Annotated in this window: 22 protein-coding genes; 11 read left to right on the top strand and 11 right to left on the bottom strand. The window is 71.4% G+C overall.

The window, feature by feature from the left end; genetic code table 11:
• The first annotated feature begins 32 nt into the window (after positions 1 to 32).
• Entirely contained in the window at positions 33 to 473 is a 441-nt protein-coding gene (locus ACLBWP_RS04370) for a BLUF domain-containing protein (protein ID WP_243563799.1), read from the top strand.
• Here ACLBWP_RS04370 and ACLBWP_RS04365 read toward each other — a convergent pair.
• Together ACLBWP_RS04365 and ACLBWP_RS04360 are read right to left on the bottom strand one after the other, a co-directional pair.
• A complete protein-coding gene (locus ACLBWP_RS04365; protein WP_447654199.1) occupies positions 470 to 1,885 on the bottom strand; it encodes an amino acid permease in 1,416 nt (471 codons plus the stop codon). The two genes, ACLBWP_RS04370 and ACLBWP_RS04365, sit on opposite strands and share 4 nt — an antisense overlap.
• Before the next feature lie 121 nt (positions 1,886 to 2,006).
• Positions 2,007 to 2,339: a hypothetical protein gene (locus tag ACLBWP_RS04360; protein WP_447654197.1), complete on the bottom strand. Its 333-nt coding sequence runs from the start codon at positions 2,337 to 2,339 to the stop codon at positions 2,007 to 2,009.
• 91 nt (positions 2,340 to 2,430) lie between these two features.
• Here ACLBWP_RS04360 and ACLBWP_RS04355 point away from each other — a divergent pair, with 91 nt between their 5' ends.
• From ACLBWP_RS04355 to ACLBWP_RS04345, 3 genes are all read left to right on the top strand, one after another.
• The gene (locus ACLBWP_RS04355) at positions 2,431 to 2,811 is read left to right on the top strand and encodes a DoxX family protein (RefSeq protein WP_447654196.1); all 381 of its coding nucleotides are present in this window, start codon (positions 2,431 to 2,433) and stop codon (positions 2,809 to 2,811) included.
• 5 nt (positions 2,812 to 2,816) lie between these two features.
• Positions 2,817 to 3,230, top strand: coding sequence for a hypothetical protein (locus ACLBWP_RS04350; protein WP_447654195.1), 414 nt, complete (start codon positions 2,817 to 2,819; stop codon positions 3,228 to 3,230).
• A gap of 100 nt (positions 3,231 to 3,330) precedes the next feature.
• Positions 3,331 to 3,768 (top strand): hypothetical protein, encoded by a 438-nt coding sequence (locus ACLBWP_RS04345; protein WP_447654194.1) that lies wholly within the window; start codon positions 3,331 to 3,333, stop codon positions 3,766 to 3,768.
• Between the two features lie 83 nt (positions 3,769 to 3,851).
• Here ACLBWP_RS04345 and ACLBWP_RS04340 read toward each other — a convergent pair whose 3' ends face one another.
• Positions 3,852 to 4,472: a hypothetical protein gene (locus tag ACLBWP_RS04340; RefSeq protein ID WP_243563793.1), complete on the bottom strand. Its 621-nt coding sequence runs from the start codon at positions 4,470 to 4,472 to the stop codon at positions 3,852 to 3,854.
• A gap of 93 nt (positions 4,473 to 4,565) precedes the next feature.
• Positions 4,566 to 6,050 carry an APC family permease gene (locus ACLBWP_RS04335; RefSeq protein ID WP_447654193.1) on the bottom strand — a complete coding sequence of 495 codons (1,485 nt, stop codon included), beginning with the start codon at positions 6,048 to 6,050 and terminating at the stop codon, positions 4,566 to 4,568.
• Positions 6,051 to 6,191: 141 nt separating this feature from the next.
• Here ACLBWP_RS04335 and ACLBWP_RS04330 point away from each other — a divergent pair, with 141 nt between their 5' ends.
• Complete coding sequence (locus ACLBWP_RS04330) at positions 6,192 to 6,620, top strand: DUF6892 domain-containing protein (RefSeq protein WP_447654192.1); 429 nt, start codon at positions 6,192 to 6,194, stop codon at positions 6,618 to 6,620.
• 50 nt (positions 6,621 to 6,670) lie between these two features.
• Here the strand turns inward: ACLBWP_RS04330 and ACLBWP_RS04325 are convergent, their stop codons facing one another.
• From ACLBWP_RS04325 to ACLBWP_RS04315, 3 genes are read right to left on the bottom strand one after another with little or no spacing between them, the layout of a single operon-like run.
• On the bottom strand, positions 6,671 to 7,270 hold the full coding sequence (locus ACLBWP_RS04325; RefSeq protein WP_447654191.1) for a uracil-DNA glycosylase: 600 nt from the start codon (positions 7,268 to 7,270) through the stop codon (positions 6,671 to 6,673).
• Complete coding sequence (locus ACLBWP_RS04320) at positions 7,270 to 8,472, bottom strand: glycosyltransferase (RefSeq protein WP_447654189.1); 1,203 nt, start codon at positions 8,470 to 8,472, stop codon at positions 7,270 to 7,272. The genes ACLBWP_RS04325 and ACLBWP_RS04320 overlap by 1 nt, the downstream gene beginning before the upstream one ends.
• A gap of 9 nt (positions 8,473 to 8,481) precedes the next feature.
• Entirely contained in the window at positions 8,482 to 9,318 is an 837-nt protein-coding gene (locus tag ACLBWP_RS04315) for a DUF429 domain-containing protein (protein WP_447654188.1), read from the bottom strand.
• A gap of 106 nt (positions 9,319 to 9,424) precedes the next feature.
• On the opposite strand from ACLBWP_RS04315, the gene ACLBWP_RS04310 reads away from it, so the two are divergent.
• Both ACLBWP_RS04310 and ligD read left to right on the top strand, forming a co-directional pair.
• Positions 9,425 to 10,078, top strand: coding sequence for a G5 domain-containing protein (locus ACLBWP_RS04310; protein ID WP_447654187.1), 654 nt, complete (start codon positions 9,425 to 9,427; stop codon positions 10,076 to 10,078).
• A 31-nt stretch (positions 10,079 to 10,109) separates the two neighbouring features.
• Complete coding sequence (ligD, locus tag ACLBWP_RS04305; protein ID WP_447654186.1) at positions 10,110 to 11,153, top strand: non-homologous end-joining DNA ligase; 1,044 nt, start codon at positions 10,110 to 10,112, stop codon at positions 11,151 to 11,153.
• On the opposite strand, the gene ACLBWP_RS04300 is transcribed toward ligD, so the two are convergent.
• The 3 genes from ACLBWP_RS04300 to ACLBWP_RS04290 form a co-directional block, all read right to left on the bottom strand.
• A complete protein-coding gene (locus ACLBWP_RS04300; RefSeq protein WP_243563785.1) occupies positions 11,150 to 11,293 on the bottom strand; it encodes a hypothetical protein in 144 nt (47 codons plus the stop codon). The genes ligD and ACLBWP_RS04300 overlap by 4 nt on opposite strands.
• Positions 11,290 to 11,451, bottom strand: coding sequence for a hypothetical protein (locus ACLBWP_RS04295; RefSeq protein WP_243563784.1), 162 nt, complete (start codon positions 11,449 to 11,451; stop codon positions 11,290 to 11,292). Before ACLBWP_RS04295 ends, ACLBWP_RS04300 begins: the two co-directional genes overlap by 4 nt.
• A 110-nt stretch (positions 11,452 to 11,561) precedes the next feature.
• On the bottom strand, positions 11,562 to 12,605 hold the full coding sequence (locus ACLBWP_RS04290) for an ATP-dependent DNA ligase (protein ID WP_447654185.1): 1,044 nt from the start codon (positions 12,603 to 12,605) through the stop codon (positions 11,562 to 11,564).
• Between the two features lie 84 nt (positions 12,606 to 12,689).
• On the opposite strand from ACLBWP_RS04290, the gene ACLBWP_RS04285 reads away from it, so the two are divergent.
• From ACLBWP_RS04285 to ACLBWP_RS04270, 4 genes are read left to right on the top strand one after another with little or no spacing between them, the layout of a single operon-like run.
• Positions 12,690 to 13,739 carry an MBL fold metallo-hydrolase gene (locus ACLBWP_RS04285; protein ID WP_447654184.1) on the top strand — a complete coding sequence of 350 codons (1,050 nt, stop codon included), beginning with the start codon at positions 12,690 to 12,692 and terminating at the stop codon, positions 13,737 to 13,739.
• Positions 13,736 to 13,921 carry a type II toxin-antitoxin system HicA family toxin gene (locus ACLBWP_RS04280; protein WP_447654251.1) on the top strand — a complete coding sequence of 62 codons (186 nt, stop codon included), beginning with the start codon at positions 13,736 to 13,738 and terminating at the stop codon, positions 13,919 to 13,921. Before ACLBWP_RS04285 ends, ACLBWP_RS04280 begins: the two co-directional genes overlap by 4 nt.
• Entirely contained in the window at positions 13,918 to 14,040 is a 123-nt protein-coding gene (locus ACLBWP_RS04275) for a hypothetical protein (protein ID WP_447654183.1), read from the top strand. The genes ACLBWP_RS04280 and ACLBWP_RS04275 overlap by 4 nt, the downstream gene beginning before the upstream one ends.
• A complete protein-coding gene (locus ACLBWP_RS04270) occupies positions 14,041 to 14,310 on the top strand; it encodes a sigma factor-like helix-turn-helix DNA-binding protein (protein ID WP_447654182.1) in 270 nt (89 codons plus the stop codon). It begins immediately after the preceding gene.
• A gap of 50 nt (positions 14,311 to 14,360) precedes the next feature.
• Here ACLBWP_RS04270 and ACLBWP_RS04265 read toward each other — a convergent pair whose 3' ends face one another.
• Complete coding sequence (locus tag ACLBWP_RS04265) at positions 14,361 to 14,993, bottom strand: FMN-dependent NADH-azoreductase (protein ID WP_447654181.1); 633 nt, start codon at positions 14,991 to 14,993, stop codon at positions 14,361 to 14,363.
• Between the last annotated feature and the right edge of the window lie 27 nt (positions 14,994 to 15,020).

Below are 15,020 nucleotides of genomic sequence, written 5' to 3'. Positions count from 1 at the left end.
GCACGGCGCCCGAGGGGCAGGCTGGTGGGACCATGCTGCAGTCACTGCTCTACATGAGCTCCGCCAAGGAACCCTTCGACGACGACGCGCTCGACGCCCTGCTCGAGCACGCGCGCACCCGGAACACGGCGGACGGCCTGACCGGTCTGCTCGTGCACCGCGCCGGGCGCTTCATGCAGCTGCTCGAGGGACCGTACGACCCGGTGATGGCGACGTACGCGCGCATCCTGGCGGACGACCGGCACGGCGACGTCGCACTGCTGGTCGAGGAGTCGCTGCACACGCGGCGCTTCCCGGAGTGGACCATGGCGTTCGACCGGGCCGAACCGCAGGACGTGCCCGAGGGGTTCAGCGACTTCCTGGCCTCCGGCGACGCCAGCGCCGACCGCAGCCGGTCGCGCGAGTTGCTGCGGTGGTTCCGCAACCACCCGATGGCCGACCCGACGGCGTCGGCGGGCAAGCACCGCCGCTAGCGCTGCTGCTCGGCCGCCAGCTTGCTGTGCTTGCGCGAGTAGCCGAAGTACACGCCGAGCCCGATCGCGAACCACACGGCGAAGCGCACCCAGGTCTCCCACTGCAGGAACGTCACGAGCCACAGCGACGCGATGACCCCGACGGCCGGCACGATCGGCATGAAGGGCAGCTTGAACTGCCGGGGCAGGTCCGGCTGGGTGTAGCGCAGGACGATCACCGCGGTGCAGACGACCACGAACGCCAGCAGGATGCCGATGTTGGTCAGCTCCGCGACGACGCCGATCGGCAGAACGCCCGCCAGCACCGCCGACGCGATGCCGAGGATCCAGGTGACCCGGGTCGGGACGTGGCGCTTCGGGTCGGTCTTCGAGAACCACTTCGGCATCAGGCCGTCGCGGCTCATCGAGAACCACACGCGGGACGCGCCGAGCATGAAGGTGATCAGCACCGTGACGATGCCGACGATGGCGCCGATCGCGATGACGTTCGCCACGCCGCCCAGCCCGACCGACGCGAACGCGGACGAGAACCCGGACGCCGGGTCGATGTTCTTGTAGTCCTGCATGCCGGTCAGGACGATGGTGGCCAGCACGTACAGCACCATCGAGATCGCCAGGGACAGCAGGATCGCCTTGGGCATGTGCTTGCGGGCGTCGATGGACTCTTCGGCCGCGGTCGACATCGCGTCGTATCCGAACACCGCGAAGAACACCGTCGCGGCACCCGTCATCACGCCGCCGAAACCGAACGGGAAGTACGGGTCGTAGTTGGCGCTGTTGATGTGGAACACGCCGAGCACCACGATGAGCACGACCAGCGCGACCTTGATGCCGACCGCGACGAACTCGAACCGGGCAGCGCTCCGGATGCCCCGGGTCAGCACGAACGCCGTCAGCAGGCAGAGCAGGATCGCGAAGACGTCGACCACGTGTCCGTCGCCGGTGCCCGGGGCACCGAGCATCCAGGCGGGCAGGTCGATGCCGAACTGGCCGACCAGGAACCCGACGTAGCCGGAGATGCCGATCGCGACCACCGCCACGATCGCGGTGTACTCCAGCAGCAGGTCCCAGCCGATGAACCAGCCGACGATCTCGCCCAGCACGGCGTACCCGTACGTGTAGGCGCTGCCCGCCTTGGGGATCAGGCCGGCGAACTCGGCGTACGACAGTGCCGCGGCAGCGCTCGCGACGCCGGCGACCAGGAACGAGATGAGCACGGCCGGCCCGGCGACCCCGTGGGCGACGGTGCCTGCCAGGGTGAAGATGCCGGCGCCGATGATGCCGCCGATGCCGATCGCGGTGAGCTGCCACAGCCCGAGGTGCCGCTTCAGGCCGCCCTCGCCCCCGGTGTCGTCGTCGATCTCCTCGATCGGCTTCCGGCGGAACAGGGTGGGTCGCGGCGTCGTTGTCACGCGCCCACTCTGCACCCTGTGCGCGCGGTGTGTGCGGCGGTCCTGCGGCGCGTCCGGCACGTCCGGTGCGTCGTGTCGGACGGGAGGCCCGGTGGCGGGCCGGCACCGGGCCTCCAGTCCGTCAGGGGGTCGCGTAGGGCGACCAGAACGGCGCCGGCACGGCGCCGCCGGTCAGGATGAACACCACCTGGTACGCGATGGCGAGGAACGCCAGCCCGACGATGCCGATGCCGGTCCACGCCCAGAACCGCGGACCGCGTCGGCGTCCCGCGATGGCGAGGGCGCGCCAGCCACTCAGTAACCCGACCACGCCGAACGCCCCGCCGAGCACGGCGTGCTGGGTGAGCTCGGCGGCGGGCATCAGCAGGCCGAGGTACAGGGCGATGCAGCCGAGCACGACGGCGACGGACGCGGGTGCCGCGGGGGGCTCGTGGTCACGGGGCGTCGCCGTCATGTGCTGAACCTACCGATGCTCGTGGCGTCCGACGGACGCGGGTCCTCGGCGTCGGCGTGCGCTGGACCCGCGGGCCGGGCATGCTGGGTGCATGCGTTCGTTCGTCCGTGTCCTGCTCGGACTCGCGCTGGTCTTCGCCGGCACGAGTCACCTCACCTTCGCGCGGAAGGACTTCCAGGCCCAGGTGCCGGACTTCGTGCCGCTCGACACCGACACCACGGTGCTGGCCTCCGGCGTCGCCGAGATCGGTCTCGGCTCCGCGCTCCTGCTCGCGCCGCGCGGCCGCCGCCGGTTCGTCGGCAACCTGCTGGCGTGGTTCTTCGTGGCCGTGTTCCCGGGCAACATCTCGCAGTGGCTCAACCGTCGCAATGCCTTCGGGTTGGACTCGGACACCAAGCGCATCGGCCGGCTGTTCGGGCAGCCCCTGTTGATCGCCGCGTCGCTGTGGTCCACGCGCGGCGGGTCTCGCTGACACCGATGACCGCGCCGGTGGCGCCGTCCGGGTCCGGTCCGGCCGGGCCCGGTGTGCGTGTCCGGCGCCCGGTGGTCGGTGGCCGTCGTGTGGCGGACCTGGTGGCCACCATCACCCTGCTGTCGATCGACGCGGTCGTCGCGCTCGTCGCCGGGTGGGGGATCGTGTTCCTGTCGCTCGGGTTCGGGTCGTGCACGGCTCCGGGGAACCGCTGCGACGAGACACTCGGCGGCGTGGTCGTGTACGCCGGGCCGGTGCTCGTGGCACTGGCCGTGGCGCTCGCGATCGTGTTCTCGGTGCTCCGCCTGGTGCGTCGTCGGCTGGCGTGGCCGATCCCACTCACGGGGCTGGTGGCAGTCGTGGTGGTGTTCTTCGGGGCGCTCGCCCTGGTCGACAGCGCGATCACGCACGGCATCTGAATCCGCTCCTCCTTCCTCCACAGGTCGGCGCCGGATCTGGTTCGTCCACAGTTGTGGTCCCGGTCCGCTGTCGGCGCGTGTGGTCCGCGACCGTTGAGCCATGCCAGACACCGACGTGCTCGAACGACTCGAGCGAACCGCAGTCCGTACCGACGACGACGTGGTCGACCTCGTCGTCGCCCTCCTCGAACGCCCCATCCGGCGGCAGTGCTGGGTGCTCTTCCTCGCTGCCCGCGGGATCCCGATCCAGCTGGTCGTGCCGATCGCCGACCTGCCGTACCAGCCCGACGACCACGTCGAGGACTTCGGCGCGCTGGTCGCCGACCTGGTGGAACAGGTCGACGCCGCGCAGGTCGTCCTGGCGTGGGAGCGCCCCGGTGCCCGCGACCTCAGCCCGGTGGACTGGGAGTGGGTCGACGCGATGGCCTGCGTCCTCGGCGAGCACCACGTGCGGCTGCGCGGCCAGGTCGTCGTGCACGACGGCGGTGCGGCGATGGTCGAGCTCGACGACGACGAGGTGACCGGGGCAGCGGCGTGACGTTCGGCGTGGGCCGGCGTCGGTCGGGCCGGTGTTCGGCGGGCCGGCGTCCGGCGGACCGGTGTTCGGACTGAGCCGGGGCGTCAGCCCTGGGGAGCGGTGTCCGGCACGTCCTGGCCTGTCAGCCCCTCGACCACGGCCTTCGCCGTCGGCCACGACTTCGCGTAGTGGTCCGGGTCGGCGTTCACCTGCACGGCATGCGCCATCTGCGTCGGTGTCATGGTCTTCCACCCGGGGACCTTGACCAGCTTCGCGTAGAACATCGACGCCGCCGTGTACGGGTCCATCCGTTGCTCGTACGTGCCCCAGGCGCCGTTGTCCCGCTGCTGGAACAGTCCACGGCTGTCGGGTCCGACGGCGTCGCCGTGGTCCAGGTTCTGCAGGCCTGACTCGCCGATCGCGGTCATCACCCCGACCGCCTGGGTGTGCGGGCCGATGCCGAGCGACCGGGCGGCCTGGATGACGTAGGCGGCGTTCACCAGGCGGTCCTGGCAGTACCCGGCGACCGGCCCCTCGGGGACCACGATGCCGCCGATCGTCTTCGACGCGGCGGACGGGCAGGTGACGGCCTGCGGCGTCGAGGTCGAACCCGCGAGGCCGGACAGCGAGTTGACGGCGATGACGACCAGCACGACGACGCCGACGCCGACGGCCACGATCCCGGCGCCGAACACGGACGCCAGGGTGATGCCGACACGGTGCATGTTCGGGTCCTTCCGTCCGGGTGCCAGGACGAGGGTACGAGGGCGGCCTGGGAACGGCCGCCCTCGACATGCCCCAGTTCAGGTGCCCGGTGCTCAGCGCCCGTCGCGGTCGGCGTCGGTGTCGGCGTCGGTGCGTGCGCTGGCATCGGCGTGGACGACCTGCGTCGGCTCGGTGACGACGCCGGTGGGTGCCTTCTCGGTCTGCTTGCGACCATGTGTGAACCACGTCACGACCCACAGCAGCACGCCGAGCGCCAGCAGGGCACCCGCGATCTGGTACTGCTCGATCGCGCGACCGGACGAGAACGGCAGCACGAGCCACAGGCAGGTGGCCACGCCGATCACGGGGATCACGATGCCCGCCTTGAAGTGCTTGTGGCCGATCTTGTCGCGTCGCAGCACCAGCACCGACAGGTTCACCACGGCGAACACCGACAGCAGCAGCAGCGACGTGGTGCCGCCGAGCACGACCACGATGGGGGAGTCCGGGCTCAGGGACACCCAGCCGATCAGGGCGAGCGAGATGAGCGTCGTGAAGACGATCGCCGTCGACGGGGTGCGGCGGGTCTGCGACACCTTCGACAGGAACCCGGGCAGCACGCCCTGCTTGCTCATGCCGTACAGCAGCCGCGACGCCATCATCATGTTGATGAGCGCGGTGTTGGCCACGGCGAACATCGAGATGAAGGGCAGCAGGTTGCCGATCGGGAAGTCCGGGGCCGCGGTCTGCACCACGGTGACCAGCGGCGTCTCGTTGCCGGCGAGCTCTCCGATCGGCACGACGGCGACCGCGCAGATGGACACGAGCACGTAGATCACGGCGGTGATGCCGAGGCCCGTCAGCATGACCTTCGGGAAGATCCTGGACGGGTCCTTGGTCTCCTCGGCCATGTTCACCGAGTCCTCGAAGCCGACCATCGCGAAGAACGCCAGCGACGTCGCCGTGGAGATCGACAGCAGCAGGCTCTTGTCTTCGGGGGTCTCGAACATCACCACGCGCGAGAAGTCCGCGTTGCCGCCCGCGATCGCCCAGAACCCGATCAGGATCACCATCACCAGACCGCTGAGTTCGACCAGGGTCAGCACGACGTTCGTCTTCACGCTCTCGCTGACACCGCGGAAGTTGATCGCCATGACGGCGAGCATGAAGCCCATCGCGATGAGCATCACCACACTGTTCGGCAGTTCCAGCCCGAAGCCGACGCCGAGGTTCGCCGCGAACGCCCGCGATGCCGTCGACGCCGAGGTGATCCCCGAGCACATCACGATGAACGTGACGATGAACGTGATGAAGTGCACGCCGAAGGCCTTGTGCACGTACAGTGCCGCGCCGGCCGTCTGCGGGTACTTCGTCACGAGTTCCAGGTACGAGAACGCCGTCAGCAGGGCGACCGCGAACGCGATCAGGAAGGGGAGCCACGCCGCTCCACCGACCTCGGCGGCGACCTGACCCGTCAGGGCGTAGACGCCCGTGCCGAGGATGTCCCCGACGATGAACAACAGCAGCAGCTTGGGACCGAGGACGCGGCGCAGCTCGGGCTGCTCGGTCGTCGGACGCTCGGTGTCGGTTGTGGCCATGCACCACACTGTCCACCGTGGCGGCTTCCCTGTCCAGTCTCACAGAGTTCTCGCCGGGCATCGCAACACGCTCGTGTCCTGCGCGAAACGCCCCAGCGGAGAGCCAGGCGTTGCTCGGACCGCGCCGCTAGCATCCGCTGCATGGACGACGAGTCGAACACCACCGAGGAACCGATCGAGTTCGCCGACTTCAACGCGAAGCTGCTGGTGCTCGACGTGCTCTGCTACGACCTCGACGTGCTCGAGCCCTACGACGCCGACGCTGCGGACGAGTCGGACGAGGACATCGACGTCGAGGGGCAGGACGGCCGCGCCCGCGAGTACTACGACGACCTCGACCTGCTGCCCTCGCACCTGGCGCTGGTCTCCGAGCTGACCGTGGACTCCGACCTCGAGGTCCTGCAGGACGTGCACCCCGGGTGGGAGGGCACCGACGACCGCTTCGACCCGCAGAACTGGGACGACGTCGTCGAGCTGCCGGCGCTGCGCACGGTGTACGTCGCCACCCGCCTGCCCCCGCACGTGGCCGAGGCGCTCACCGCCAAGGGCGTGGACATCCAGCCGGCCTGACCTCCGGCGCGCGCCGACGGTCCGGAGTACCCCGGTGGACCGCTGCGGGCTCAGTCGGACAGCGCCGCCAGCTGCTCGGTGAACTGCCGCGCGCCTCCCTGTGCCGGATGTCGCACCGCGACCGCGTCGATGCCCGCACTCGCAAGGGCGCCCTGCGCCTTCCGTCCGACGGCGACGATCCGCGATGCGCCGAGTGCCCGCAGCAACGCCAGCGTCACCGGGGCGCCGTCGCGCACCTCGGACGGACGCGGGGTCCGGTTCGTCAGCCGGTCCGTCCCGACGAACGGGTGGTGCGGGACGATCGCCCACGCGACGGGCAGCGGTCCACGCCACCCCTCGAGCGCCGCGTGCACGACGCGCGACGACGCCTCCCACGGCGCCGTCGGTTCGGGTGGCGTCAGGTACTCGGGCCCGAGTTCCCGCATGCTCGTGAACGGGATGCCCGTGTTCGTCATCCCACGCCACCCGGGGGCCTCGGCCACCAGCAGGGTGTCCGCTCCGGGCCCGACCGTGTCGAGGTACCGCGTCAGGTTCTCGCGGCGCAGCTGACCGTCGGCCGTCGCGACGTCGTAGAGCGCCTCGGCGTCGTCCGCGACCGGGACCGCGTCGAGCGCCGCCCAGAACGGGCCGAGGTCGAGCGTCCGGCCCATCAGTCCCGCCCGAGCACCCGGCGGTACACCCGCTCCAGGCCGGCGGCCGAACGGTCCCAGCTCAGGCGTTCGGCGTGCTCGCGGCCGGCGGCGGACAGGCCGGCGGCGTAGGCGGGTTCGGTCAGGATCCGTTCGATCTCGGCGGCCCACACCTCGGGCGCGCGCGATTCGAGCACCACCCCGGTCTCGCCGTCGACCACGGCCTCGCGGAGGCCACCCGCGGCGGCCGCCACGACCGGCACCCCGGACGCCGAGCCCTCGAGCGCGACGAGTCCGTACGTCTCGGAGTGTGACGGCACGAGCACCGCCGACGACCCGCGGAACAGCAGCGCCAGGTCGGCGCGGGTCTGCGGCCCGATGAACGTGACCCGGTCGGCGACCCCCAGTGAGGTCGCCAGGGCCTGCAGCTCGGCGAGGTGGTCGCCGGCCTCGCTGGACGAGTCCCCGGCGATCACCAGGGTCGGACGGACCGACTCGGAGATCCCGGCGATGGCCTCGATCGCCAGGTCCAGGCCCTTGAGTGGCTGCACCCGCGCCGCGGCGACGACGTAGGGCACCGACGGACGACGAGCGCCGGCGGCAGCGGGACGGAACACCGAGCCGTCGACCCCGGGCGGGACGATCCACAGGCGAGCAGCGTCACCGCCGAGCCGGTCTCGGACGGTGTCGGCCTCGGCCTCGCTGATCACCACGACGGCGTCGGAGTCGCGTGCGAGCATCGCCTCGCCCGCCATCCGACCCGCCGACTCGGGGCGTTCGCCCTCGGACAGTGGCGAGTCGGAGTCGGCCGCGATCGAGTGGAAGGACTGCACGTGCGGGACGCCGCGTTCGCGCGCCACCGGCAGCGTGGCCACGCCGGAGAACCAGTGGTGGGAGTGCAGGACGTCGTAGGTGCCGAGGGCCGCCAGCTCGTGCCGGAACGGCTCGATGAAGGCGTCGTGCTCGCCCTTCGGCACGGGTTCGGCCGGTCCCGCCGACAGGAACCGCAGGCACACGCCCGGCACGAGCGACACGGAGTCGGGCTGGGTGGGCGAGGACCGTCGGGTGATGATCTCGACGTGGTGGCCGCGGTCCGCGAGTGCTTCGGCCTGGTGCCGCACGACGACGTTCATGCCGCCGACCTCGCCGGAGCCGGGTTCGTCGCCGGGGGAGGTGTGCAGCGAGACCAGGCCGATGCGCAGGGGTTCGGGGGCGTCGCTCACGTCTCCAGCCTAGCCGCGGGGCCGCCGCTGCGACCCGCGCGCGGGCGCCACGACGACGGGCTGTCGGCCCAGTTCGTCGACGGCGTCGGACGGGAGGCCCGGGTCGGCTCCCAGCACCTGCACACGCTGGTCGCCGTGTCGCTCCCAGAACGCGGCGGTCCAGGCACACAGGACCCCGTCCAGCAGGTCCTCGCGGTGTTTGTGCGTCGGACCGTGCAACACCGACGGGTCCGCGAGCGCGGCCGTGCGCGGATGGGCATCGAGCACGAGCGGGGGGTCGAGCGGCGTCGTCCGCAGCCGACGGACCAGCTCGTCGAACGCCACGGCACGTCGTGCGCGGGCCTCGGGTGCCGGCAGCGCGGTGTCGAGCCGTTTGTACCGAGGACGTTCGTCGTCGTAGCCGAGCTCTTCGACCCCGACGAGCGTCGTGTACGGGTAGCACTCGAACACCGCCGGTCCGGTCCGCCGCCGCATGGTGTCCGTGTCGCTGACGTACCCGATGCCGAGCGCCGTCAGCCGGGCGAGCACCTGCGCTCCGGCGCTCGCCGCCGAGGCCAGGTTGGTGGGGTTCGCGGCGACCTTCCACCGGCCGTAGCGCTGTCCGACCTGCCGTTCGGCCTCGCGGATCCCGGTCGGGTTCGTCACGACCAGTGACGCGTCCACGCCGATCAGGGTCCGCGGCCCGAGGTGGTCGACCACCCACGCCGTGACGTCGTCGACACCGCGGGCCCACCCGGCGTCGAGCACCCGTCCGTCAGCGTCGAGCGCGGCGAGCCCCGTCTCGTTCGGCGCGCGCCGCTCGGTGCCGAGCCCCCACGCCAGGTCCACTCCGAGGTACGCGCTCACACGCCCATCCTGCCCCGGCTTCGTCCCCGGAGCGCGGAATCCCGTACTGGGGGTGGGGCGGAGACGGAGCATCCCTCATGGTTGAGGCGATCGAGAGGAACCAGGGATGCGCTGGGCAGCACTGACAACGAAGACCAAGGCGACCGTGGTGGTCGTCGTCGCCGGCCTGCTGTGGATCGGGGGCGTCGGGACCGCGGGAGCCGTGGTCGGTGCCGTCGCGACAGCGGCAGGGCCGTCCCAGTCGCACCAGGTCGCTGCCGTCGACGCGACGCACGCACCGACCCCCACGCCCACTCCCACTCCCACTCCCACTCCGGTGGTCACCGTCTCCGAGGCGACGACCGTCTCGCCGGTGCCGTTCGAGCGCACCACCGTGGACGACCCGGCACTGCCGAAGGGGCAGACCCAGCTGCGGACCACCGGTGTCGACGGCGAACTGACCACCACCTGGCGCATCACGACGACCGACGGTGTCGAGACGGCGCGCGACGAGGTGGACAAGACGGTCACGACGCCTCCGGTCGCCGAGGTCACCGCGATCGGTTCGTACGTCGCGCCGGTACCCGCACCCGCGCCCGTGGAACAGGCTGCCCCTGCGCAGCAAGCCCCCGCCGCGCCGGCTCCCGCCGCGATCACCCCGGGAGCGTTCTGCGCCGACGCGCAGAACGGGTCCGTCGCGCAGGCCGCCAACGGTCGTTCGTACCAGTGCGGCGGCAAGGGGCCGGACGCGAGCGGCCACCTGCACTGGAACACGATGTGATCCTCGGACGACCCCGAGTAGGTTCCCCTGCATGGCGAGTGAAGCGACGACGCTGACGGTGCCCGGCCCGGACGGCGACCGCGAGGTCCGGATCAGCAGTCCATCGCGCGTGCTGTGGCCCGACGCGGGCATCACCAAGCTCGACCTGGCGCAGTACCTGGTCGACGTGGGCGGCCCGTTCGTCCGCGCGAACGGCGACCGTCCCCTGTCCCTGCAACGGTTCCCGGGCGGGGTCGACGGCGAGCAGTTCTTCTCGAAGAACCCGCCCAAGGGGGCGCCCGAGTACGTGCGCTCGGTGACGGTGACCTACCCGAGCGGCCGGAAGCACCCGCAGCTGGTGCTCGACGAACCGGCCGTGGCGGTGTGGGCAGCGCAGATGAACACCGTCGTGTTCCACCCCTGGGCCTCCCGTGCCACGGACAGCGACCATCCGGACCAGCTCCGCATCGACCTGGACCCGCAGCCGGGAACCGACTTCCACGACGCCGTCCCCGCGGCCGAAGCACTGCGGAAGGTGCTGGACGAGGTCGGTCTGACCGCGTGGATCAAGACGAGCGGCAACCGCGGCCTGCACGTGTTCGCCCCGATCGTGCCCGAGCACGAGTTCCTCGACGTCCGTCACGCCGTGATCGCAGCAGCCCGTGAACTCGAACGGCGGATGCCCGACCAGGTCACGACCGCTTGGTGGAAGGAGGAGCGCGGACAGCGCGTCTTCGTCGACTTCAACCAGGCGAACCGCGACCGCACGATGGCCGGCGCGTACAGCCCGCGTGCCCTGGCGCACGCCGCGGTGTCGACGCCGATCCGGTGGGACGAACTCGCAGATGCCGACCCGACGACCTTCACGGTGCTGACGGTGCCCCGTCGTCTGCGCGAGCACGGCGACCCGTGGGAGACCATGGGGGAGCAGCCCGGGTCGATCGCGCCACTGCTGGCGTGGTGGGAGCGGGACCTGGAGAACGGACTGGGGGAGCTGCCCTTCCCGCCGGACTTCCCGAAGATGCCGGGCGAACCGCCGCGCGTCCAGCCCTCGCGGGCGAAGCGGCCAGCGACGGAACAGCCGGCAGCCGACTAGAGCGTCGGGCGGTCCGGACGACGGTCGGAGTCGTCGACGCGCTTGGTGTGCGTCGGCAGGTCGACCGTGGCGGTGTGCAGCCGGTTCAGCCGCGACCACGTGCCGCGGTTGGCGGGGGAGATGCCGTCGACGACGATCATGCGCCGAGTCCCATCGTGACGAGTGCGAGGGCCGTCGCGGTCACGCCGACGATGCCGCTGATGACCGCACTGATCTGCAGTGCCCGCTGGTGCCGCGCTTCGCGCACCTCGGTGAAGGGGTGCCGCTGCGAGTGTCGAACGAGGGTTGCGTGGCTCATGTCGATCCGCTCCGATCCGGTCGACACTCGTCCGTGGTGCCGATGGATCGATCGTTCCACGGGGTCACTAGTTTGTCTAACTAGATTCGAGAAACGGACACGAACTGGGGTCAGGACAGCACTTTCCGGAGGTCGTACGCGCTCGGAACCTCGAGCTGGTCGAACCCGCACGACGCAGCGTCGCGATCCGGGCGCCACCGTTCGAACTGCACGGTGTGCCGGAACCGATCGCCCTCCATCTGGTCGTACCGCACCTCGAGCACCACCGTCGGCTCCAGCCGGACGAACGACGTGTCGCGACCCGACGAGAACCGCGACCGTTCCCCGGCACCGGTGACGGGCCTCCCGTCCGCATCGCGGACCACCGCTGCGTCGAGTTCGTCGACCAACGCGAGCCGCCGTTCGTCGGAGAACGCCGACACGCCCCCCACCTGGCGGAGCTCGCCGTCGTCGCCGTACAGCCCAACCAGCAGCGACCCGACCCCGCTACCGCTCTTGTGCACGCGGTACCCGATCGCGACGACGTCGGCGGTGCGGTGGTGCTTGATCTTGAGCATCGTGCGCTTGCCGGGCTCGTAGGGGCGCGTCCGCGGCTTCGCGACGACCCCGTCGAGCCCGGCCCCCTCGAACGTCTCGAGCCACGCGCGCGCCTGGTCGACGTCCAGGGTCGTGCGGGTGACGAACAGCGGATCGGCGAAGTCGCTCGCCAGCGCCTCGAGGCGTTCGCGACGCTCGTCGAACGGCAGGTCGACCAGCTCGGACCCGTCCGCCGCCAACAGGTCGAACGCGACGAACTGCGCCGGGGTCTCCGCGCTGAGCTTGGTGATGCGGGACGCGGCGGGGTGGATCCGCTGCGACAGGGCCTCCCAGTCCAGCCGCTCGTGCCCGGGCTCGCCGGTCCGCAGCACGACTTCGCCGTCGAGCACCACCGCGTGGTCCCGACCGCCGAACTGCGCGCGGAACGCCCCGACCAGCTCGGGGAAGTAGCGGGTCAGGGGCTTCGCACCCCGGCTGCCGATCGCGACGTCGTCGCCGTCGACGGTGACGATGCCGCGGAACCCGTCCCACTTCGGTTCGTAGCGCAGCCCACCGGGCACGCTGTCGGGTTCGGGGACGTCGGCGACGGCCTTGGCGAGCATCGGTGCGATCTCCATGCGCCCTGTCTACCCGCCTGCGGCAGGCCGGACTGGAGGATCGGATCGCCGCGGCGACGCCGGTCGCCTGGTTAGGGTGGCCGGGTGCCGACCGTTCCGTCCCCACCGCCCGCAGCCGCGCCTCCGGCACCCGTCAGTCCCGTGCAGGCCCGCGCGCTCGCCGACGGGGTCCTGCCGCCCGTCGAACAGGTGCGTCCGGGTATCTGGACCGTTGCGGTCCCGTTCCGGTTCGGCGTGCCCGACGCCACGCTGGTGTACGTGGTCGAGGGCTCGGACGGCGTGCTCACCGTCATCGACCCGGGCTGGGACGAGGACGGCTCGCTCGACGTGCTGTCCGCCGGGCTGGCGGCGATGGGTCGCGCGGTGTCGGACGTCGGACACGTCGTCGTCACCCACCTGCACGCCGACCACCTCGGAGCCGCTGCGGCACTCCGTCGGGCGTCCGGGGCGCAGGTGGCGATGCACGGGCTCGAGGTCCGGGCGCTCGACGACGAACGCGTCGACGCCGAGCGGCACGAGACGGACATCGCCACGTGGGGGATCCCGGACGACCTGCGCGCCGGCGTCAGCGCTGCCTGGGGCGCCGGCCGGCGGATGGGCCTCGGCGCGACCGAGCGACCGTTCGCCGACGTCCTGCTCGACGACGGCGACGTGCTGCCCGTGGCTGGCCGGACGATCCGGGCGCTGTGGACCCCGGGGCACACGGCGGGACACCTGTGCTTCGTGGACCAGCAGGACGGGCTGTTGTTCACCGGCGACCACGTGTTGCCGCGGATCAACTCGGGCATCGGGCTGGGCGGCCGCACGGACACGAACCCGCTCGGCGACTACCTGGCGTCACTGGCGCGGCTCGACGCGTACGCCACGCTCGAGGTCTGCCCCGGGCACGAGTACCGGTTCCGCGACGTGGTCACCCGGGCCCGGACGCTGGCGCGGCACCGCGAGGAGCGCAGCCGGCACGTCGCCGCGGCCCTCGACGTGCTAGACGCACCGACGCTGTTCGAGGTTGCCTCGCGCGTGCCGTTCAGCGGCGGGATCGAGTCCATGTCCGGGTTCCTGCTGGCGAGTGCCCTGACGCAGACCGCGTTCCACGCCGACCTGCTGGGTCGTGCGGACGAGATCCGCCCCGCCTGAGTCCTGCCACGTTCCTGCGCTCGAAGGGCTGGTGGATGGACCGCATCAAGGGAAGCCACGAGGTGTGGTGTGGGCCCCGCGGCGAGGGGCGACCGGTGCTGCCGCGACACGGCGAGATCAGCCCGGGTGTGGTGCGGCAAGTGGCGAAGCGATTCCCGGATGTCCCCGGGAGCTGGCGATGAACGGAGCGATCATGGCGGTCTACCAGGCACGAGCCCATCGCGAAGGTCGGTGGTGGGCGATCGACATCCCGTCGGTCGACGCCGCGACCCAGGCCCGACGAGTGACCGACGTCGAGTAGATGGCCCGGGAGTGCGTCGCGCTGACCCTCGACGTCCCCGAGGACGACGTCGAGATCGACGTGCGCTTCGTGCTGCCGGGCGACGCCCGCGCGAAGTGGGAGGTGTCGCGTCAGAAGGCCGAAGCGGCACGCACCGAGGCGGCCGAGGCCGCGTCGCTTGCACGCGAGGTCGTCCGAGCGATGCGCGCTGACGGGTACACCTACGCCGAGACCGCGTCCCTGCTCGGTGTCTCGCCCCAGCGCGTCCACCAGCTCGCAACCGCGTCGTGACTGTTCTCGTTCCGGTCTGAGCGGACTGCGCAGCTGGCGAGCTCCCTCCGTCAGACGACGGTGATGGCGAGCCGTTCGAGCGTGGTCTTCGCGTCGTGGAACTCGGCCGCGGCGTGGTCGGCGAGCGGCGCCAGGTCGGGCAGTCGATCGGCGAGCGTCGCGCTGACGGTCACCGGGTACTGCCGCATCCCCAGGGCGCTGGCCAGGATGAGCTCGAGCACGGGCGACCCGTGGTCCCAGTGCTCGGTCGGCGTGCCGGCGTCGTAGGTGCCACCGCGGCTGACGACGGTCACGACGGGACGGCCGGCGAGCGGCTGCACGTCACCGGCCAGCACGCCCGGGACGTGGACGCGGTCGATCCACGCCTTGAGGGTGGACGGCACCGTGTAGTTGTACAGCGGGGCACCGATCACGACGGCGTCGGCGGCGAGCAGTTCGTCGATGACCTGCTGGCGCAGCGCTTCGGCGGACGGGTCCACGGACTCCTCGGCGGTGCGGTCCGTGGCGGCCCAGTGCAGCGCGGAGGTCTCCAGGTGCGGCAGCGGCGATGTGTGCAGATCGCGGCGCACCACCGTGTACTCCGGACCCCGGGCGCGCCAGGCGTCGGCGAACGTGGCGGTCAGGGCGCGCGAGCGGGAGTGCGCGAGATCGGCGGACGAGTCGATGTGCAGCAGGGTGGGCATGTGGCCAACGCTACCGACGCGACGGGG

The sequence above is a fragment of the Microbacterium sp. M1A1_1b genome (genome assembly GCF_053345565.1).
This window is presented reverse-complemented; position numbering and strand designations above follow the sequence as displayed.